This window comes from Dickeya oryzae, assembly GCF_020406815.2.
GTDB lineage: Bacteria > Pseudomonadota > Gammaproteobacteria > Enterobacterales > Enterobacteriaceae > Dickeya > Dickeya oryzae.
Genome location: NZ_CP162670.1, coordinates 2,070,793 through 2,088,012, shown reverse-complemented (window position 1 = coordinate 2,088,012; position 17,220 = coordinate 2,070,793). Strand labels below are relative to the sequence as shown.

At 53.9% G+C, this 17,220-nt stretch carries 13 protein-coding genes; 5 read left to right on the top strand and 8 right to left on the bottom strand.

Going from position 1 to position 17,220, the window contains the following annotated elements; all coding sequences use genetic code 11:
- Positions 1–8: 8 nt before the first annotated feature.
- Positions 9–1,157, bottom strand: coding sequence for an MFS transporter (locus tag LF929_RS09095; RefSeq protein WP_226093570.1), 1,149 nt, complete (start codon positions 1,155–1,157; stop codon positions 9–11).
- A 141-nt stretch (positions 1,158–1,298) separates the two neighbouring features.
- Positions 1,299–2,207 carry a LysR family transcriptional regulator gene (locus tag LF929_RS09090; RefSeq protein WP_226093571.1) on the bottom strand — a complete coding sequence of 303 codons (909 nt, stop codon included), beginning with the start codon at positions 2,205–2,207 and terminating at the stop codon, positions 1,299–1,301.
- Between the two features lie 103 nt (positions 2,208–2,310).
- Between LF929_RS09090 and LF929_RS09085 the strand changes: the two genes are divergently transcribed.
- The 3 genes from LF929_RS09085 to LF929_RS09075 all read left to right on the top strand — a co-directional run bounded on the left by LF929_RS09085 (position 2,311) and on the right by LF929_RS09075 (position 4,914).
- A complete protein-coding gene (locus LF929_RS09085; RefSeq protein ID WP_226093572.1) occupies positions 2,311–3,186 on the top strand; it encodes an MBL fold metallo-hydrolase in 876 nt (291 codons plus the stop codon).
- Positions 3,187–3,472: 286 nt separating this feature from the next.
- Positions 3,473–4,117, top strand: coding sequence for a DsbA family protein (locus LF929_RS09080; protein ID WP_012884959.1), 645 nt, complete (start codon positions 3,473–3,475; stop codon positions 4,115–4,117).
- 146 nt (positions 4,118–4,263) lie between these two features.
- Positions 4,264–4,914, top strand: a complete 651-nt coding sequence (locus tag LF929_RS09075; protein WP_226093573.1) for a glutathione S-transferase family protein — start codon at positions 4,264–4,266, stop codon at positions 4,912–4,914.
- Positions 4,915–4,940: 26 nt separating this feature from the next.
- On the opposite strand, the gene dmsD is transcribed toward LF929_RS09075, so the two are convergent.
- From dmsD to lrp, 6 genes are all read right to left on the bottom strand, one after another.
- Complete coding sequence (dmsD, locus tag LF929_RS09070) at positions 4,941–5,555, bottom strand: Tat proofreading chaperone DmsD (RefSeq protein WP_226093574.1); 615 nt, start codon at positions 5,553–5,555, stop codon at positions 4,941–4,943.
- Positions 5,556–5,839: 284 nt separating this feature from the next.
- Complete coding sequence (gene serS, locus LF929_RS09065; protein ID WP_038908188.1) at positions 5,840–7,135, bottom strand: serine--tRNA ligase; 1,296 nt, start codon at positions 7,133–7,135, stop codon at positions 5,840–5,842.
- Positions 7,136–7,241: 106 nt separating this feature from the next.
- Positions 7,242–8,585, bottom strand: coding sequence for a replication-associated recombination protein A (locus tag LF929_RS09060; RefSeq protein ID WP_038908191.1), 1,344 nt, complete (start codon positions 8,583–8,585; stop codon positions 7,242–7,244).
- A 7-nt stretch (positions 8,586–8,592) separates the two neighbouring features.
- Complete coding sequence (gene lolA, locus LF929_RS09055; protein ID WP_038909585.1) at positions 8,593–9,204, bottom strand: outer membrane lipoprotein chaperone LolA; 612 nt, start codon at positions 9,202–9,204, stop codon at positions 8,593–8,595.
- 192 nt (positions 9,205–9,396) lie between these two features.
- Positions 9,397–13,140 (bottom strand): DNA translocase FtsK 4TM domain-containing protein, encoded by a 3,744-nt coding sequence (locus LF929_RS09050; RefSeq protein WP_226093575.1) that lies wholly within the window; start codon positions 13,138–13,140, stop codon positions 9,397–9,399.
- 117 nt (positions 13,141–13,257) lie between these two features.
- Positions 13,258–13,752, bottom strand: coding sequence for a leucine-responsive transcriptional regulator Lrp (gene lrp / locus LF929_RS09045; protein WP_010277211.1), 495 nt, complete (start codon positions 13,750–13,752; stop codon positions 13,258–13,260).
- 502 nt (positions 13,753–14,254) lie between these two features.
- On the opposite strand from lrp, the gene trxB reads away from it, so the two are divergent.
- Complete coding sequence (gene trxB / locus LF929_RS09040; RefSeq protein WP_226093576.1) at positions 14,255–15,211, top strand: thioredoxin-disulfide reductase; 957 nt, start codon at positions 14,255–14,257, stop codon at positions 15,209–15,211.
- 234 nt (positions 15,212–15,445) lie between these two features.
- Positions 15,446–17,212, top strand: coding sequence for a cysteine/glutathione ABC transporter permease/ATP-binding protein CydD (gene cydD / locus LF929_RS09035; protein ID WP_226093577.1), 1,767 nt, complete (start codon positions 15,446–15,448; stop codon positions 17,210–17,212).
- Positions 17,213–17,220: the final 8 nt, after the last annotated feature.

Genomic DNA, 17,220 nt, shown 5'->3' with positions numbered 1-17,220 from the left:
CAGTCACCTCATACCGCCAGTGGTCGGGGGTGATGGTCGGCTTTTTTCAGCAGAATAATCAAATACCCTAGAGAGACCGCTGCAATCAGCACAAACAGTAACTTATCGGAATAGGTTTGCATCAGCATGGCGGCAAGGCTCGGTCCGCACAGGCTGCCAATGGTATAGCTAAGCAGTAGAGCCTGATTCATGGCGACCAGCTCATTGGGTACCACCTTCTCGCAAGCCCACGACATTGCGACCGGATAAAGCGTAAATCCGGCGGCACCAAGCAGAAACAGTGACGACGCCATGCTATACCGCCCCGGAAGCAGTATCGCCAGCGAACCGAGGATCACGGCAAACACCAGCACTCGCAGCACCAGCAATCTACCGTAGCGATCCGCCATTCGTCCGACGGGCCATTGTCCGAGAATACCCGCGCTGATTAATAACGCCATCCAGTAACCGACACTGGCGTCACTCATCCCCTGATGAGCCAGATACAGCGGCATCAAACCATACAGCGACCCCAGAATGATCCCGGAAATCACACACCCTTGAATCCCCAGTCGTGCGGTGCGATAGCGTAGCATCCGCCAGACGTTGACACGGTGCGTAACGGGCTGAGGGGGCGGGATGCGGGCAAACAGTAACGGCAGAGCAGCCAGCAGCACCAACGCCACCAGCCAGGGCAGAATACTGAACAGTGCCGTAGACACCATACTTAGGAGCAACTGCCCAACAACGCTGCCCAAATAGTAGGCCATCATGTACGCGGCCAGCAATTGCCCTCGATTGAGCGCGTTACCGCTGCACAGCAGCGCGCTTTCTACTACAACCCAAATCAGCGCACAGGCAATCCCGGCAACAAAGCGCCACAAAATCCAGCTCCCGATATCCGGCGATAACGCTAACGCGGCCGTCGCACCGGCAAACATCAGTACTGCCAGGTAGTAACTGCGATTAAAACCGCTGTATCGAATTAACCTGCCAGCCACCAGCGTACCCACCAAATTCCCACTGAAATAGGCCGACCCTACAACGCCTACCTGCCAGACCGGCAATTGACGATCATTGAGCCATAACGGCACCAGTGTATTTAACACGGCCAGACAAACAGTAAGCAGCAACAGCCCACAGAGCAACAGCAAAACCGGGCGTGTATAGGTTGACATGGAAAGGCAAACCGAAAAGAGAGGATATTTTGGGCGCATCATGCCACTGACAATGGCAAAGTCAATTGCCTTCTCACCGGCTGTCGCACATTTTGTCCATGCGTCCCGATTGCCGGCCGATGCGGTGCCTTGGCGGACATCTCAGCGCCGGGCTACACGCCTCCATTCCAGATTATTACCGAACCACTCCGCCAGAAAATCCACCAGCGCTCGCAACGCAGGCGAAATTCTCTCACGCGAGTGATACACCGCGTAAATATCCAACTCTTGCGGCTGTGATTCCGGAAATAGTGCAATCAGCCGTTTACTGGCGATCAGATCGGTAACGGAATAGACCGGTTGTAAACTTACTCCAGCGCCATTTAGCGCCGCCTCCAGCAACATCAACGAATCATTGGCGCTGAAACTACCGCTGACCGGTACCGCTATCGTGTCTCCCTTACGGGTAAACTGCCACAGGCTCTTACCGAAGAACGAATAGGTCAGGCAATTATGTACGGCCAGGTCTTCCACGCGCTGCGGTGTACCGTGCGCCGCCAGATACGAAGGGGCTGCACACACGACCGACGGACAGCCTCCCAACCGGCGAGCAATTAACCCCGAATCTAACTGACTGGTGATACGAATAGCCAGATCGATACGCTCCTCAATCAGATTCAGGGTATGGCTTGCAACCTGTAGGTCAACCGCCGTTTTGGGATAACGCAGCAGATAAGTCGTAATGGCTGCAACCAACGTCGCCTGCGCCAGTGACGGAGAACAGGTCAGCCGCAGTAAACCCGCAGGCTCCTTCCTGCCTTTGGCTGGCATATCGAGTTTGTGCGATACAGCCAACAACTCACGGCAATGCTGCAACACCGTTTCGCCCTCATGGGTCAGGCTCAGTTGCCGGGTACTGCGGTGCAATAATCGAGCCTCAGCCCAGCGCTCCATTTCAGCCAGATACCGGGTCACCATCGCACGGGACATCTCCAGCGCGTCGGCTGCCCCAGTCAGGCTACCTTGTTCGGTGATAGTGACAAATACCTGAGCGGCGGTGATTCTATCCATTACTTGTCCGATTTATGCAACAAAGACGACCGAAAGTGAGGATTTTTCTTTATAAAAAAGAAATTTATCATGACGTCCTCTCATTCAGGAAGGAGTATTCCCCATGTTAAAACGCACCCTGCTTGCCACGCTGTTAGCGTCTATGGCATTTTCCGCTTCCGCAGCATTAAAAATGGAAGTCTATAACCCCGGAGCAAAATCCCTCTTCCCGGTGTCGTCTGAAATCATCACCGGGGAACATGACGCCTTACTCATTGATGCCCAGTTCCAGCGTAACGACGCCGAGAATCTGGTGGCAAAAATCCGCGCTACTGGAAAAAAACTGAAGACTATCTACATCAGCCATCATGACCCGGATTTCTATTTTGGTCTGGATGTATTGAAGGCCGCCTTCCCTGATGCGCAGATTGTAGCCACACCACAAACTATCGCGGCCATCAACGCGACTAAAGACAAGAAAATCGCCTACTGGGGCCCCATACTGAAAGAAAATGCACCGAAACAGGTCATCACTCCTCAGCCGCTAAACACCGTTCACCTGGCACTCGAAGGCAGCAACATCGATATCATGGGGCTGAAAGGGGCAACGCCGGACAGAACCTTTGTCTGGATCCCGTCACTAAAAGCCGTTGTCGGCGGCGTGCAAACCTCAGCCAATATCCATGTGTGGGTCGCGGATACCCAAACTACCGCCTCACGTCAGGCGTGGTTGAGCGATCTGGATGCTATCGATAAGCTCAACCCAACCACGGTAGTACCCGGTCACTACCTGCCTAACAAGGATGGCTCATCACCCTGGTCACTGCAGAATGTGAGTTTTACCCGGGATTACCTGAAAACCTTCGAGAAGAACATTCCGTTATCGGCGAATAGCACTGCACTGGTTAAGTCGATGGAACTCGCTTACCCGGATCTCGGTGAAGCCGCCTCGCTGGAACTGAGCGCTAAGGTCATCAAAGGCGAAATGCAGTGGCCTTAATATTCACCGGATAATATCTGCGGTTGCCGCGACACGGTCCACCGTGATGCCTGGCGGTGGGGACTTTTCTTTCAGGTTTGCGATCTGTGATCGCAGAACCGGAAGGATAAAATGACACCACCGCCTGCTAACTCTCAGGAAATAGACAATAATTAAGACAGAGCGTCACACAGGTAGTCATAGCAGGCCACTCTGGCAATTGCTCGGGAAGGTTTGTGGCGCGATAACCAGTCTCTTTCCCTTTGCTGATGTGCCCCATCCATCGGGCAACATACGGAGCGTATGAATGAACAGGCTACACTACATCTTCGATCCTCTGTGCGGTTGGTGTTACGCCGCAGCGCCGTTAATCCATGCAGCTCGCAAAATTGAAGGGCTGCCTGTTGTGCTGCACGCCGGTGGCATGATGACCGGACCGAACCGGCGGCGCATCACGCCGGAATGGCGGGATTACGTTCAGCCGCACGATCGTCGCATTGCCCAGATGAGCGGACAGCCATTCGGTGATGGTTATTTCAATGGCCTACTGTGGGATGTTACCGCAACGCTGGATTCAGAACCCCCTACAACAGCCATTCTGGCAGCCGAGGAGCTCGGTGGCAGGGGAATTGATTTACTCGAGCGTTTGCAACGCGCCCATTATGTTGAAGGGCTGTGCATCTCCGAAACATCGGTACTACTGAAAATGGCGGTAGAAATTGGTTTGCCGCTGGAAGACTTTGAAAACGCCTGCATACACTGGCGTGGTTTACCCACCCGTAAGCACATTGAGGAAAGCCGCCAGTGGCTGACCCAATCAGGCGGTGCCGGTTTCCCCACCATCGTTTTCGCGGTAGACGATATTTTTACCACGTTGAACATCGCGCCCTGGCTGGGGCGAGCAGACGACTGGCATAACTACCTGCTCAAACTGGTAGAAGAGAATCAGTAGCCCACATTCAACCCGCTATTTCATGAACAACGCTATCAGAAACAGCGGGTTGCTCCAGTCCAGACGAGGCATCTGATTTTTCTTTTTTCGCCGGGCATGATATGGGATGGTAGTCCTTTCATCAGAAAAGCACACAGGGCGATCTAATGATTCGAGTTCATCATCTCAATACCTCGCGCTCGCAGCGGATTTTATGGCTTCTGGAAGAGTTGGATGTGCCGTATGAAGTGATCAATTACCAGCGTAATAAAGCCACGATGCGCGCACCGGCCTCGTTACGCGATATTCATCCGCTGGGGAAAGCACCGGTCATTGAACACGATGGCAAGGTTCTGGCAGAGACGGGACTGATTCTGGAATATCTGGTTGCGACATTTGGCCCGCATCTGGCACCGCCCGCTGATAGCCCGGATTTCTGGCGTTACCGGTACTGGATGCACTACGCCGAGGGCTCGTTAATGTCGGCCATGTTACTCAAACTGGTGGCGTACAAGATGGGTCCGTTCGGCTGGTCAATCCGCAATATGGTCAATACCCAATGCAACCTGCATTACGATTTTCTGGAACAAGAAGCGGCAACCTCTCGCTGGCTGGCCGGTGATGCTTTCTCAGCAGCAGATATCATGATGGGATTTCCGTTGGATATCGCCGCTCAACGCGGCTGGATCTCACCTTCTCGCCCTCACCTCTGGCGTTTACTGGAAGCAATGCGGGCACGACCTGCCTGGCAGCGAGCTGCACGATACGAGTATTCACCAGACACTACACACATCAATCCCCCCACTACTCACAGATAGAGCCGGGGGGTATTACTCAATGCGGATTAATAAAAAAGCGCCTTCTCCTTCTGGATTAACTGAAAACGCCCCTGCCAGTCCTGCAGGGTAATGTGTGCCAAGCGAGCCACGCCCTGATAGAACGGATGGCAGCAATGGCGTTCCAGTAAATCCAGATAACGCATCGCCCACGGTAGCAAATGTTCACTAAGCAGTTCCGGCAGGTTGTCTGGTTGATTTTCCGCACACCACGCTGCCAGCATCAGCATCAACCCAATGTGATCTTCCGGTTCATGGCAATCACAACGCGGCTCAATACCCAACTCCCGCAGCCAGCGCCGCAGCGCCAGTGTCGAATCACCAAACAACACGTTTTGCCTGTCAAGGTATACCGACCCCCAAGGGGGTACGGGCATGCCTTCATCACCACTGAGCCATCGCTTCCAGGCAAGCGATAACCGCTCATCGTAACCGGGTTGTAACCCACTATGAATTTGTCGGGCAACAGTGGCAATATCGGCCTGGTTACCACACGGCCATGTTTGCTGCCACGCGGCGTGCCTCAGCCGTTCAATCAACGCGACATTGTGTTCATCATCAGGTGCGTAATAGAGTAGCGCGCCCAGTAAGCGCCCGGTCAGACTAACGATATGTCGTGGCATAAATCACCTCGCTGGCTCAATCTTCAGGAGTTCTCCCCTTCTTCTTCTCATCGTGCTGCCCTTGCCTTTCTTCTTTTGAAAGCCGCCCGGTCAGTGCAATGACAAAAAACTTAGAACCCGATGAGCCAGCGCTCCATAAGAGGATGCCTGAATCCTCTTATCAACGTCGCTATAAGCGCGGAATCAGACTATTCCACACCGTGTCATCAGGACAGGATGAATTTCAAAGGATAAAAAAAGCGCCCCGAAGGGCGCTTTAATGAGAACGTTAAAATAGGCGAAGGTTAGCCAATAAACTGCTCACCGTTCATATACGGACGCAGCACTTCTGGCACTTCGATCCGGCCGTCGGCTTGCTGATAATTCTCCAGCACCGCGACCAGCGCACGCCCTACAGCCAGACCAGAGCCGTTCAGGGTATGTACCAGACGGGTTTTCTTGTCGCCCTTGCTGCGACAACGCGCTTGCATACGGCGAGCCTGGAAATCCCACATATTCGAACAAGACGAAATTTCACGGTAGGTATTCTGCGCCGGCAACCAGACTTCCAGATCGTATGTTTTGCATGCGCCGAAGCCCATATCACCGCTGCACAGCAGCACTTTGCGATACGGCAGCTTCAGCAGTTGCAGTACTTTTTCCGCATGGCCTGTGAGTTCCTCCAGCGCTTGCATAGAGTCTTCCGGACGGACGATCTGCACCATTTCGACTTTATCGAACTGGTGTACACGGATAAGACCGCGCATATCCCGACCATAAGAACCAGCCTCAGAGCGGAAGCATGGTGTATGTGCGGTTAGTTTGATAGGCAGCGACTCTTCATCCAGAATTTCATCACGTACCAGATTGGTTAACGGTACTTCTGCGGTTGGAATCAACGCATAGTTGCTGGTTTCAGATTCTTCTTCCAGAGGGCGGGTGTGAAACAAATCCTCTTTAAACTTAGGCAACTGCCCCGTACCATACAATGTGGCATGGTTGACCAGATAAGGGACATACGCCTCCTCATAGCCATGCTCAGCGGTATGCAGGTTGAGCATAAACTGCGCCAACGCACGATGTAACCGGGCTACCTGACCTTTCATCACCGAGAAACGGGAACCCGTCAGCTTCACGCCCAGCGCCATGCTCAAGCCGCCCGTCAGTTCACCCAAATCGACATGGTCGCGCACAGGGAAATCAAACTGACGTGCTTCACCCCAACGCATGACTTCCTGATTTTCTGTGTCGTCTTTACCCAGTGGTACACAATCATCAGGCATATTGGGAATCGTCAGAGCAATCGCTTCAATGTCGCTCTGCACCTGCTGTAATTCAGCCTTGGCGGCATCCAGCTTCTCACCCAATTCATTGACATCACGACGCAGTGGTTCAATATCTTCCCCACGCGATTTAGCCGCCCCAATCTCTTTCGATCGCGAGTTACGTTCTGCCTGCAAATTTTCTGTTTCAACCTGAAGCACTTTGCGGCGTTCTTCCAGATTACGCAGCGCTTCTACATCCAGTTTAAAATTTCGGCGAGCCAGTAATTTTTCGGCGACTGCGTCTAGCTCATTACGCAGTAAATTGGGATCGAGCATGCTAGTCCTGTGCTTGTATTATTAAGGGGATATTGATAATTACAGGGTGCCGGTGGCGGCACCGTGCAGCAGAAAATCTCGCAATAACCTTACCGCAACGTGAATGCTAGCGGTAGCGTTTTGTCGGGCTATTTTGATCCTGAGCAGCGAGCCAGGCCAGCTTTTCACCAATCTTGCCTTCTAAACCACGAGAAGTCGGCTGGTAATAGCGTGTTTCTGCCATTTCAGGGGGAAAATACACTTCGCCAGCGGCGTAAGCGTTAACTTCATCATGCGCGTAACGGTACTCTGCGCCCAGGCCCATCTCTTTCATCAGGCGGGTGGGTGCGTTGCGTAAATGCTCCGGCACATCGTAATCCGGTTTTTCACGGGCATCACGCATCGCCGATTTAAACGCGGTATATACGGCATTACTTTTCGGCGCACACGCCAGATACACTATCGCCTGAGCGATAGCCCGCTCACCTTCTGCCGGACCGACACGGGTGAAACAATCCCAGGCGGCTATCGCCACCTGCATAGCTCGGGGATCGGCATTGCCGACGTCCTCGGAAGCAATCGCCAACAGACGCCGGGCAACATACAGTGGATCGCCACCGGCGGTAATGATGCGGGCATACCAATACAACGCGGCATCCGGTGCCGAACCACGAACCGATTTATGCAACGCTGAAATCAGGTCGTAATAACGATCACCTTTGTTGTCAAAGCGGGCGCTACGTTCACCTGAAACTTCTTTCAGTAACTCCAGCGTCAACAGGCGTCGGCCAGTGGCGTCAGCTTCAGCCATATCCGCCATCATTTCCAGCAGATTCAATGAACGGCGAGCATCGCCATTGACCAGTTCTGCCAGCAAATGACGCGTTTCATCCGGCAGAATAATCTGCTGCCCACCCAATCCGCGCTCTTTGTCCTGTAACGCCTGCAACAGTACCAGCTCAATATCATCGACACTCAATGCTTTGAGCAGATAAACACGTGCGCGCGACAACAACGCCGAATTAAGTTCGAACGATGGATTTTCCGTGGTAGCCCCAATAAACGTGATGGTGCCATCTTCGATATGGGGTAAAAACGCATCCTGCTGGCTTTTGTTAAACCGGTGCACTTCATCCACAAACAGGATGGTACGCCGTCCGGCATCACGGTTCTGGCGGGCCCGCTCGATCGCTTCGCGGATCTCCTTGATGCCAGACGTCACCGCAGAAATACGCTCGACATCAGCCTGACCGTAATGGCCAATCAACTCAGCCAGCGTCGTCTTCCCGGTACCGGGCGGTCCCCACAGAATCATGGAGTGAAGCTGCCCGGCTTCAATCGCACGTGGTAACGGTTTTCCTGGCCCTAACAGGTGCTGCTGGCCGATATACTGCGCCAGAGTAACCGGCCGCATTCTCGCGGCCAGTGGCTGAAACTGTTGATTGGAAAAATCGAGGGACAGGTTACTCACACACGCCTCACTGACGCTGGTCGTCCACCGCTACGCCTTTTGGCGGCGTAAAGCGAAACTTTGCGGCATCCACATCGCCATTCTGCTGGTTCTTCAGCGTATAGGCACTGCGCTGCCCATCCTGTTCGGTGGCGGTAAAGCCATGAATCGTGCCGTCGCTGCTCACGTTAATAGAAAACTGCTTGAGGTTACCGCTCGCCACCCGGGGGGTCAGATCAAACTCATCCCCTTTCTGACTCACGTTATATTTGCCCCAGTCTTTCGGGTCGTTACGGGTAATCAGAATAAACGGTGTATTACCTGTCGCGTCTTTCACCCAGGTTGCCGTGACTTGTTCCACGAAAGGGTTATAAAACCATAACGTTTTGCCATCAGACACCAGCGTGCTTTCATCCGGTGACGTGGTTTTCCAGTTAAACAGATTCGGGCGTTTTACCCATAGTTCACCGGCCCCTTCTTGCACTGCTGCGCCATCATTCGTTGTGACTTTCTGCGCAAAGCTGGCATGAAAGCTATTCACTTTGCTAAGACGGCTCTGCAAATCACTGGCGGCATCAGCATAGACTGCGCTGGAAACCAGACTGGTGAGCAAACAGCCCGTTATCAACCCTATTTTTATCATACAAAAAATCCTTTGCGTGTTCTTACCGCGACTGCGGCTAACCACAGGCGTCGCGCTCAACCGAACGCGACTCGGCTGGGCGCTACTGTATCCCAGCCGGAAGCGGCATGACAGACGAATTATCTGTTATCTACGACATTTTACGCTTCTTTGCAGGACGGGTGCAGGAAGCGACATCACCACTGAACATTACTCCATCGGTGGCGGAGCCAGCACCTCACGGTTGCCATTATGGCCGGGGCTGCTGACAATCCCCTGCATTTCCATCTGTTCAACGATACGCGCTGCGCGGTTATAACCGATGCGGAACTGGCGCTGTACCCCAGAAATTGAAGCACGCCGTTTTTCCACCACGAACGCTACCGCCTGATCAAACAACGGATCCAGTTCTTCGTCTCCGTCAAAGCCCAGGCTACCGCCCTCGCCATCGTCATCACCACTGATAATGCTATCGATATATTCAGGACGGCCACGCGCTTTCCAGTCCTGAACCACCGCATGCACTTCCTGGTCACGGACAAACGCGCCGTGAACACGAATCGGGATCGACGAGTTAGGCGCCATATACAGCATATCCCCCATGCCCAGCAGCGATTCTGCGCCCCCCTGATCGAGGATGGTACGAGAATCAATCTTGCTTGATACGGTAAAGGCAATTCGGGTCGGGATGTTGGCCTTAATAAGGCCTGTAATCACGTCGACCGACGGACGCTGCGTTGCCAGCACCAGATGTATCCCGGCGGCACGGGCCTTCTGCGCCAGACGAGCGATCAGCTCTTCCACCTTCTTGCCTACCGCCATCATCAGGTCAGCGAACTCGTCAACCATCACCACGATATAAGGCAGTTTTTCCAACACCGGCGGCTGGGTATCCATACTGTCACCCGGCTTCCAGAACGGATCCGGGATCGGGCGACCCATCGATTCAGCCTGCATCACGCGCTCGTTATAGCCGCTGAGATTACGCACGCCCAACGCTGACATCAGTTTATAGCGACGCTCCATCTCACCAACACACCAACGCAGCGCGTTAGCAGCGTCTTTCATGTCGGTCACAACTTCGGTCAATAAGTGCGGGATACCCTCGTATACCGACAATTCCAGCATTTTCGGGTCGATCATGATAAAGCGAACATCCGCGGGCGTCGCTTTATACAGCATGCTGATGATCATGGCGTTCACACCGACTGATTTCCCGGAGCCGGTGGTACCGGCAACCAGTAAGTGCGGCATTTTCGCCAGATCAGCGACAACTGGCTGACCAGAGATATCTTTGCCCAATACCACAGCCAGCGGCGACGCGTTGTCACGGAATCTGTCGCAATCCAGCACTTCGCGCAGGAAAACGGTCTGACGGTGGCGGTTAGGCAGTTCAAGCCCCACATAAGGTTTGCCGGGGATAACCTCGACAATACGCACCGCTACCACCGACAACGAACGCGCCAGATCACGCGCCAGATTGGAAATACGGGCGGCCTTGACGCCAGGCGCTAAATCCAGCTCAAACCGCGTTATCACCGGCCCGGGATGGTAATCCACCACCGTTGCCTTGACGCGATAATCTGCCAGCCGGGTTTCAATTAAACGCGCCATCTCATCCAGTGCAACCCGATCAACCGGTGCGTCATTCATCGACGGAGGCGTTAGCAGATCTAACGACGGCAATGGCGTTGTCGGCTTCTGCAATGGCTGATCATTTCGCATCAGGAAGGGATGAATCAGGCTATCCATAATCGACGGTGATGATTCCACTTCCGCCGTTTTAGGCTCAACAGGCGCTGAAGATAACTCATCATCCAGGAACGACTCCTGGGCTGAGAGGGTAAACAGCGGCTCCGATGGGCCATCATCCACAAGGTCGGCAAACGGCGAAATGGCATAAACGCTGTCTTTTGTCTTGGGCACTTCTGTCTGAGGCGTTTCTGCCTGATGTACTGTTGGCTGATGATGTACTACTGACTGATGTACTGCTGACTGGCGTGGTGCTTCGGTTTTCAGCACATTGTCAGAGACATGACTGCCTGTTGTAGCTACGAGCGGTTCAGCCACGATGGTGCGCGGCACATCAATCTCTTCCGGTTCTGGCTCATGGGTTTCACCGTAACGGGAGTGCTGCATAGCAGCGAAGTCACGCGCCAGTTGCGCCTGCAATAGCGCATCTTGCGCTTCTTCGTGGTCTGGGTAGGTGTCGCCGTAGCGCTCACGTTGCTGGTCAGCAAAAGCTTGCCGCAATGCTGCTTCCTGGGCCAACGCCTCCTGATCATCGTCAGAAAAACCTGTCGGTGCCGGTTGCGCAGAATGCAGCGATGGTTGAGCAGCCAATGTCGTCACCGTATCTGATGGCGTTACACCAACACCCTCCTGTGCCAGTGACCCCTCTGATGCGGTTAGCCCATTTTGCGTTGTTGAAGCCGTTATCGACTGCTCTGCATGGGATGCCTGTGCCCGTTCTGCCTCACGAGCCTGCTGTTCAGCCAGCCGCTGTGAAGGCAGTTTGATACCATACGATGCCAGCTCACGCCGGGTAGGAATGCGTACCGGATTGGGTCGCGGCAATTCCGGCCCCATACCGCGTTTCACCTGCGGGTTATTCTCTTCATCGGTAGTGAATGCCGGCATAAACGGCGTCGCACTCTTAGGCTCCGGTTCACTGATTGCCGCGACAGTACTCGCAACGGCAGCCACGGTTGTCACCGTTGCTGCTGTCCGGCCAATCCGATCGTCTGCCTGCAATGTCAGCGGCTGCCAGTCCGGCATAGTTTCCGGTAAGGATGGCGCAGAGCCAAACGGTGAGGACATGACACCACCAGAAACAGACGATGGCGGATAGGACGCCGTCACCGGAGGAACATCCGCTCGCTGAGCGACTTCTGGTATGGGTTTTATGGGCGATGGCACCGAGTACGCGGTCGCTTCTGGCAACGGCGTCATCGCTATCGGTTCTGGATGAGGTTTCAGCACCGGTTCCGCATCAGGCATCGCCGTCATAAGCTGACTCTGATTTTCCCTCTGCACATTCACATTCACATCCACTGCTGCCGCTACTGTGTTAGCGACTGGGGTGACTGGCGTATCAGCCTGTGCTGATACGGCCGCCACTGCCGATATGGCCGTCACAGCGGGTGCGGAAAACAGCACGTCGTCTTCATCCTCGTCTGCCGGGGACGGTGCAGGTGTCATCAGCACATCGTTTTTATCGGCATGTGCGACGTCATGCGCGTGCTCTTCACGCAAACTATCGTGACGGGCAGCGTCGTGTTTCGCGTCTACGGGTTGCTCATCGACATCATCGTCATCGTAAAGGTAATCATCTTCACGACGACGGCCGGAAAAGAGTGTCAGGCATCCCATGACACCAGCACCGATCTTTTCCGCAATCGTCAACCAGGACCAGCCCGTGAACAGAGTTAACCCTGCCGCCCACACGCACAACAAAATCATGGTGCCACCAATATTGTTGAAGCGCGGAATCATTGAGCTGCTGAGCAGGCTGCCGAGTACGCCGCCAGAGGCGAAATAGTAAATGTCGTCTACGTTAAGCGCCGCCAGCCCACAGGACGTCAGTATCAAGGCTAATGTGCCGATAAGGCGCAATGAGAGGGCAAAATAATCCAATGTGGCGCGTTGTCCGCGCTGGCGATGGACAACCCAGCACAGTGAAATCATCACAACAGGAATGGCATACGCCAGTACGCCAAAAACGAAAAACAGAGTATCGGCCAGCCAGGCCCCTACCCCGCCCCCCAGATTATGAATCGGCTCATGCCAGGCAGTCTGTGACCAACTGGGGTCCGAAGGGCTGAAACTCAGTAGCGCTACCGCCAGATAAATGGCAAAAAGCACCACGACGATTAACATCGCTTCCAGTAAACGTCGACCCGCGCTGAGTTTTTTCAGCGTGATGTCTTTATCTTCTGTGTATTCCTGGCTCAAGCGTCTCTCCAGGTTCCCTGTAAATGTTTCATGATAAAGCGCCGAGTATTCCCCGGCGCCATACTGTACAGATTCACAGGAGTGTAGCTGAATTTATCAGGTTATGCACCCTTGCTGTCAGCGGGTCTTGATGACCAGCCGGTTGCTTTGCTTCACTTCTTCCATCACCACATAGGTGCGGGTATCGTTCACGCCCGGCAGACGCAACAGCGTTTCTCCCAGCAACTTACGGTATGCCGACATATCCGGTACACGGGTTTTGAGCAAATAGTCAAAATCCCCAGAAACCAGATGACACTCCTGGATTTCCTCAAGTTTTTGCACGGCTGCATTGAACTGTTCAAATACATCCGGCGCACCACGGTTGAGGGTGATTTCAACGAACACCAACAACGACGCATCGAGATAATGCGGATTCAGCAGTGCGGTATAGCCATTAATAAAACCCTGTCGTTCCAGACGCCGAACGCGCTCCAGACACGGGGTTGGCGAAAGGCCGACCCGTTTGGAAAGTTCCACATTGGAGATACGCCCGTCTTTTTGCAATTCGTTCAGGATGTTGCGATCGATACGATCAAGATCTTTTCCCGGACGCTTTTTCGTGTCTACCATTCTTATTGTCTCTCTTCACCCTTCCCTGTTAAACCGCTGTCTCTGACCAACTTCAATGTACCAGAGCCACCCCTAAAGAAGACCCCTGCCTTTTGTAATGTGGTCCTGCTCTGTTCCAACCACGTTTACGGAAACGTTATAAAGATACCGGTTATCGATAACCGGGCCGACGCCACCGATTCAGACCCTAAACGCATAAAAGCTGGAGCATTCAACTATTCACATACAAAATATTTCCTCTTCCAAGGATGTTTTCGCAAAAGCGCAGCCGATTGTCAAAGTAAAACAATTAAAATCAGAAGAAAGTGCCAGATTCAGCCTCTGCACTCCATTAGTGCAGCGTTTTCATACGTCATCTGCCGTCAAGTAGACGCGTTACCCGTGCCTGCCGATATTTCGTAACGATTGGACCAATAGCCAACAACATTTCTCCACACTTTTTTTACGCAGGTAATTTCCTTACAATCGGCTACATCGTCCGTTCGAGTGAAATGAGGAACTCATGAGCACTGCCAAACATCGTAAACTATTGATTCTGGGTTCAGGCCCGGCAGGCTATACCGCCGCGGTCTATGCTGCGCGGGCAAACCTAAGTCCACTGCTGATCACCGGGATGGAAAAAGGCGGTCAGTTGACGACCACCACTGAAGTGGAAAACTGGCCCGGTGACGCGGATGACCTCACCGGGCCGTTGCTCATGGAGCGCATGCACGCCCATGCAGTCAAGTTCAATACCGAAATCGTGTTTGATCACATCACGCGCGTTGATCTACAAACTCGCCCGTTCCGCCTGTTTGGCGACAGCGACGAGTACACCTGTGATGCCTTGATCATCGCTACCGGCGCATCTGCCCGCTATCTGGGGCTGCCGTCTGAAGACGCTTTCAAAGGCAAAGGGGTCTCAGCCTGTGCTACCTGTGACGGTTTCTTCTATCGCAACCAGAAAGTGGCGGTCGTCGGCGGTGGCAATACCGCTGTCGAAGAGGCGTTATATCTGTCCAATATCGCTGCTGAAGTGCATCTGATTCACCGCCGCGACAGTTTCCGTGCAGAAAAAATTCTGATCGACCGTCTGATGGCCAAGGTCAACAGCGGCAATATCGTTCTGCACACCAATCGCACGCTGGATGAAGTGCTGGGTGACGAAATGGGCGTAACCGGTGTGCGCCTGCGCGAAGCAACTGGCGAAGCAACCGAACAGCTGGATGTCGCCGGGGTATTTATCGCTATCGGCCACAGCCCGAATACCGCCATTTTTGGCGACCAGTTGGCGTTGGAAAACGGCTACATCAAGGTGCAATCCGGTATTCACGGTAACGCCACACAAACCAGTATTCCTGGTGTCTTCGCCGCTGGTGATGTGATGGACCATATTTATCGCCAGGCCATTACCTCTGCCGGTACCGGCTGTATGGCGGCTTTGGATGCTGAACGCTATTTAGACGCGCTCGCCAGGTAATCATTACTGGCCTTGCCCGCCTTCCAGACCCGGTCGTGATCATGACTGGGTTTTTTATTGCCTGCCGCCGAGATAAAAATTGATCGCTCCCCCACCCCGGCATCGGCTTTTCATTTGCACAACCCCAACACCGAGGTAACATGACGCCACAACAGCCATTACACACATGATTGTGTTAAGTAACGGCTACGTAAGCGTTATTTTCATGTAGCAACTGGAACCGACCTGCACCTGATGAAAGACACCCGACAACGAGAACTGACCCACTGGCTGAAACAGCAAAGCCGCCTGGCACATCGCTGGCTACGACTGTCTCTCCTGCTGGGCATGGTAAGCGGCCTGCTGATTATGGCGCAGGCATGGCTATTGGCATCACTGCTGCACGCGCTGATTATCGACCATACGCCGCGAAATCACGTAGTGATGACATTTCTGCTACTGGTGGCCACTTTCGTATTACGCGCCTTAGTCAGTTGGGTACGTGAGCGTGTTGGTTTTCGCTGCGGACAAACCATTCGCCAGCATATCCGTCAGCAGGTATTGGATCGCCTGCAGCAACTGGGGCCTGCCTGGATTCAAGGCAAACCGGCGGGAAGTTGGGCGACGCTGATCCTGGAGCAGGTCGACGACATGCATGATTACTATGCCCGCTACCTGCCGCAAATGTATCTGGCCGTGATCATCCCGGTACTGATACTGATTGTTGTGTTTCCGGTGAACTGGGCGGCAGGATTAATCCTGCTGACAACCGCGCCGTTGATCCCGTTGTTCATGGCGATGGTCGGTATGGGTGCAGCCGACGCTAACCGGCGCAATTTTCAGGCACTGGCCAGACTGAGCGGTAACTTTCTTGATCGATTACGCGGTCTGGACACGCTGCGCCTGTTCCATCGCGGCGAAGCAGAGGTCGAACAGATTCGTCAGGCATCTGAGCAGTTTCGCAGCCGGACCATGGAAGTGCTGCGTATGGCCTTCCTCTCTTCCGGCGTGCTGGAGTTTTTCGCTTCCATTTCCATCGCGGTAGTCGCCGTCTATTTTGGTTTTTCCTACCTTGGCGAATTACATTTCGGCAGTTACGGTACCGGAGTCACCTTGTTTGCCGGTTTCCTGGTACTGATTCTGGCACCGGAATTCTTTCAACCGTTACGCGACCTTGGCACCTTCTACCATGCCAAAGCGCAGGCGATTGGTGCCGCAGAAGCGTTACACCGCTTTATGATGGCCGCCAGCGAAGAAACCGGAATCGGTACGCACCTTTTTCACAGTGATATCCCTGTCACGCTTATCGCCGATGAACTCATTATCTTGTCGCCTGAAGGCAAGACGCTGGCAGGACCGCTGAGCTTCAGGCTGGAAGCCGGTCAACGCGTCGCACTGGTCGGCCCGAGTGGTGCCGGGAAAAGCTCGCTGCTGAATCTGCTGCTAGGTTTCCTGCCGTATCGCGGCTCAATCACTGTCAACGGTGAAGAATTGCACACCCTATCGCCCACCTCATGGCGACAACACCTGAGTTGGGTGGGACAAAATCCGCATTTGCCCGAATCGACTTTACGCCAGAATGTGTTGCTGGGACGGCCGGATGCCTCGGAGCAGGCGCTGCAACAGGCGCTTGAGCGCGCTTATGTCCACGAATTTTTGCCGCAGTTACCGCAAGGTCTGGACACGCCACTGGGCGATGGTGCTGCCCGACTATCGGTCGGTCAGGCACAGCGGGTCGCGCTGGCGCGTGCGCTGCTTCATTCATGTCGATTGCTGCTGTTAGATGAGCCTTCCGCCAGTCTGGATGCACACAGTGAGCAACGGGTGATGAGTGCGCTAAACGATGCCTCACGTTCGCAGACTACACTGCTGGTGACACACCAGCTCAGCGAAATTCGCGACTACGACGCCGTCTGGGTCATGGTCGATGGGCAGTTAGTCCAGCAAGGCGATTACCTCACGCTGAGTCAGGTAGCCGGCCCCTTCGCCACGCTACTGACACACCGCCGGGGGGAACTGTAAGATGGAAA

Bases quoted from the DNA above. Each gene is read 5' to 3' on its own strand.
- LF929_RS09095 (WP_226093570.1), bottom strand. From the start codon at position 1,157: ATGTCAACCTATACACGCCCGGTTTTGCTGTTGCTCTGTGGGCTGTTG.
- LF929_RS09090 (WP_226093571.1), bottom strand. From the start codon at position 2,207: ATGGATAGAATCACCGCCGCTCAGGTATTTGTCACTATCACCGAACAA.
- LF929_RS09085 (WP_226093572.1), top strand. From the start codon at position 2,311: ATGTTAAAACGCACCCTGCTTGCCACGCTGTTAGCGTCTATGGCATTT.
- LF929_RS09080 (WP_012884959.1), top strand. From the start codon at position 3,473: ATGAACAGGCTACACTACATCTTCGATCCTCTGTGCGGTTGGTGTTAC.
- LF929_RS09075 (WP_226093573.1), top strand. From the start codon at position 4,264: ATGATTCGAGTTCATCATCTCAATACCTCGCGCTCGCAGCGGATTTTA.
- dmsD (WP_226093574.1), bottom strand. From the start codon at position 5,555: ATGCCACGACATATCGTTAGTCTGACCGGGCGCTTACTGGGCGCGCTA.
- serS (WP_038908188.1), bottom strand. From the start codon at position 7,135: ATGCTCGATCCCAATTTACTGCGTAATGAGCTAGACGCAGTCGCCGAA.
- lrp (WP_010277211.1), bottom strand. From the start codon at position 13,752: ATGGTAGACACGAAAAAGCGTCCGGGAAAAGATCTTGATCGTATCGAT.
- trxB (WP_226093576.1), top strand. From the start codon at position 14,255: ATGAGCACTGCCAAACATCGTAAACTATTGATTCTGGGTTCAGGCCCG.
- cydD (WP_226093577.1), top strand. From the start codon at position 15,446: ATGAAAGACACCCGACAACGAGAACTGACCCACTGGCTGAAACAGCAA.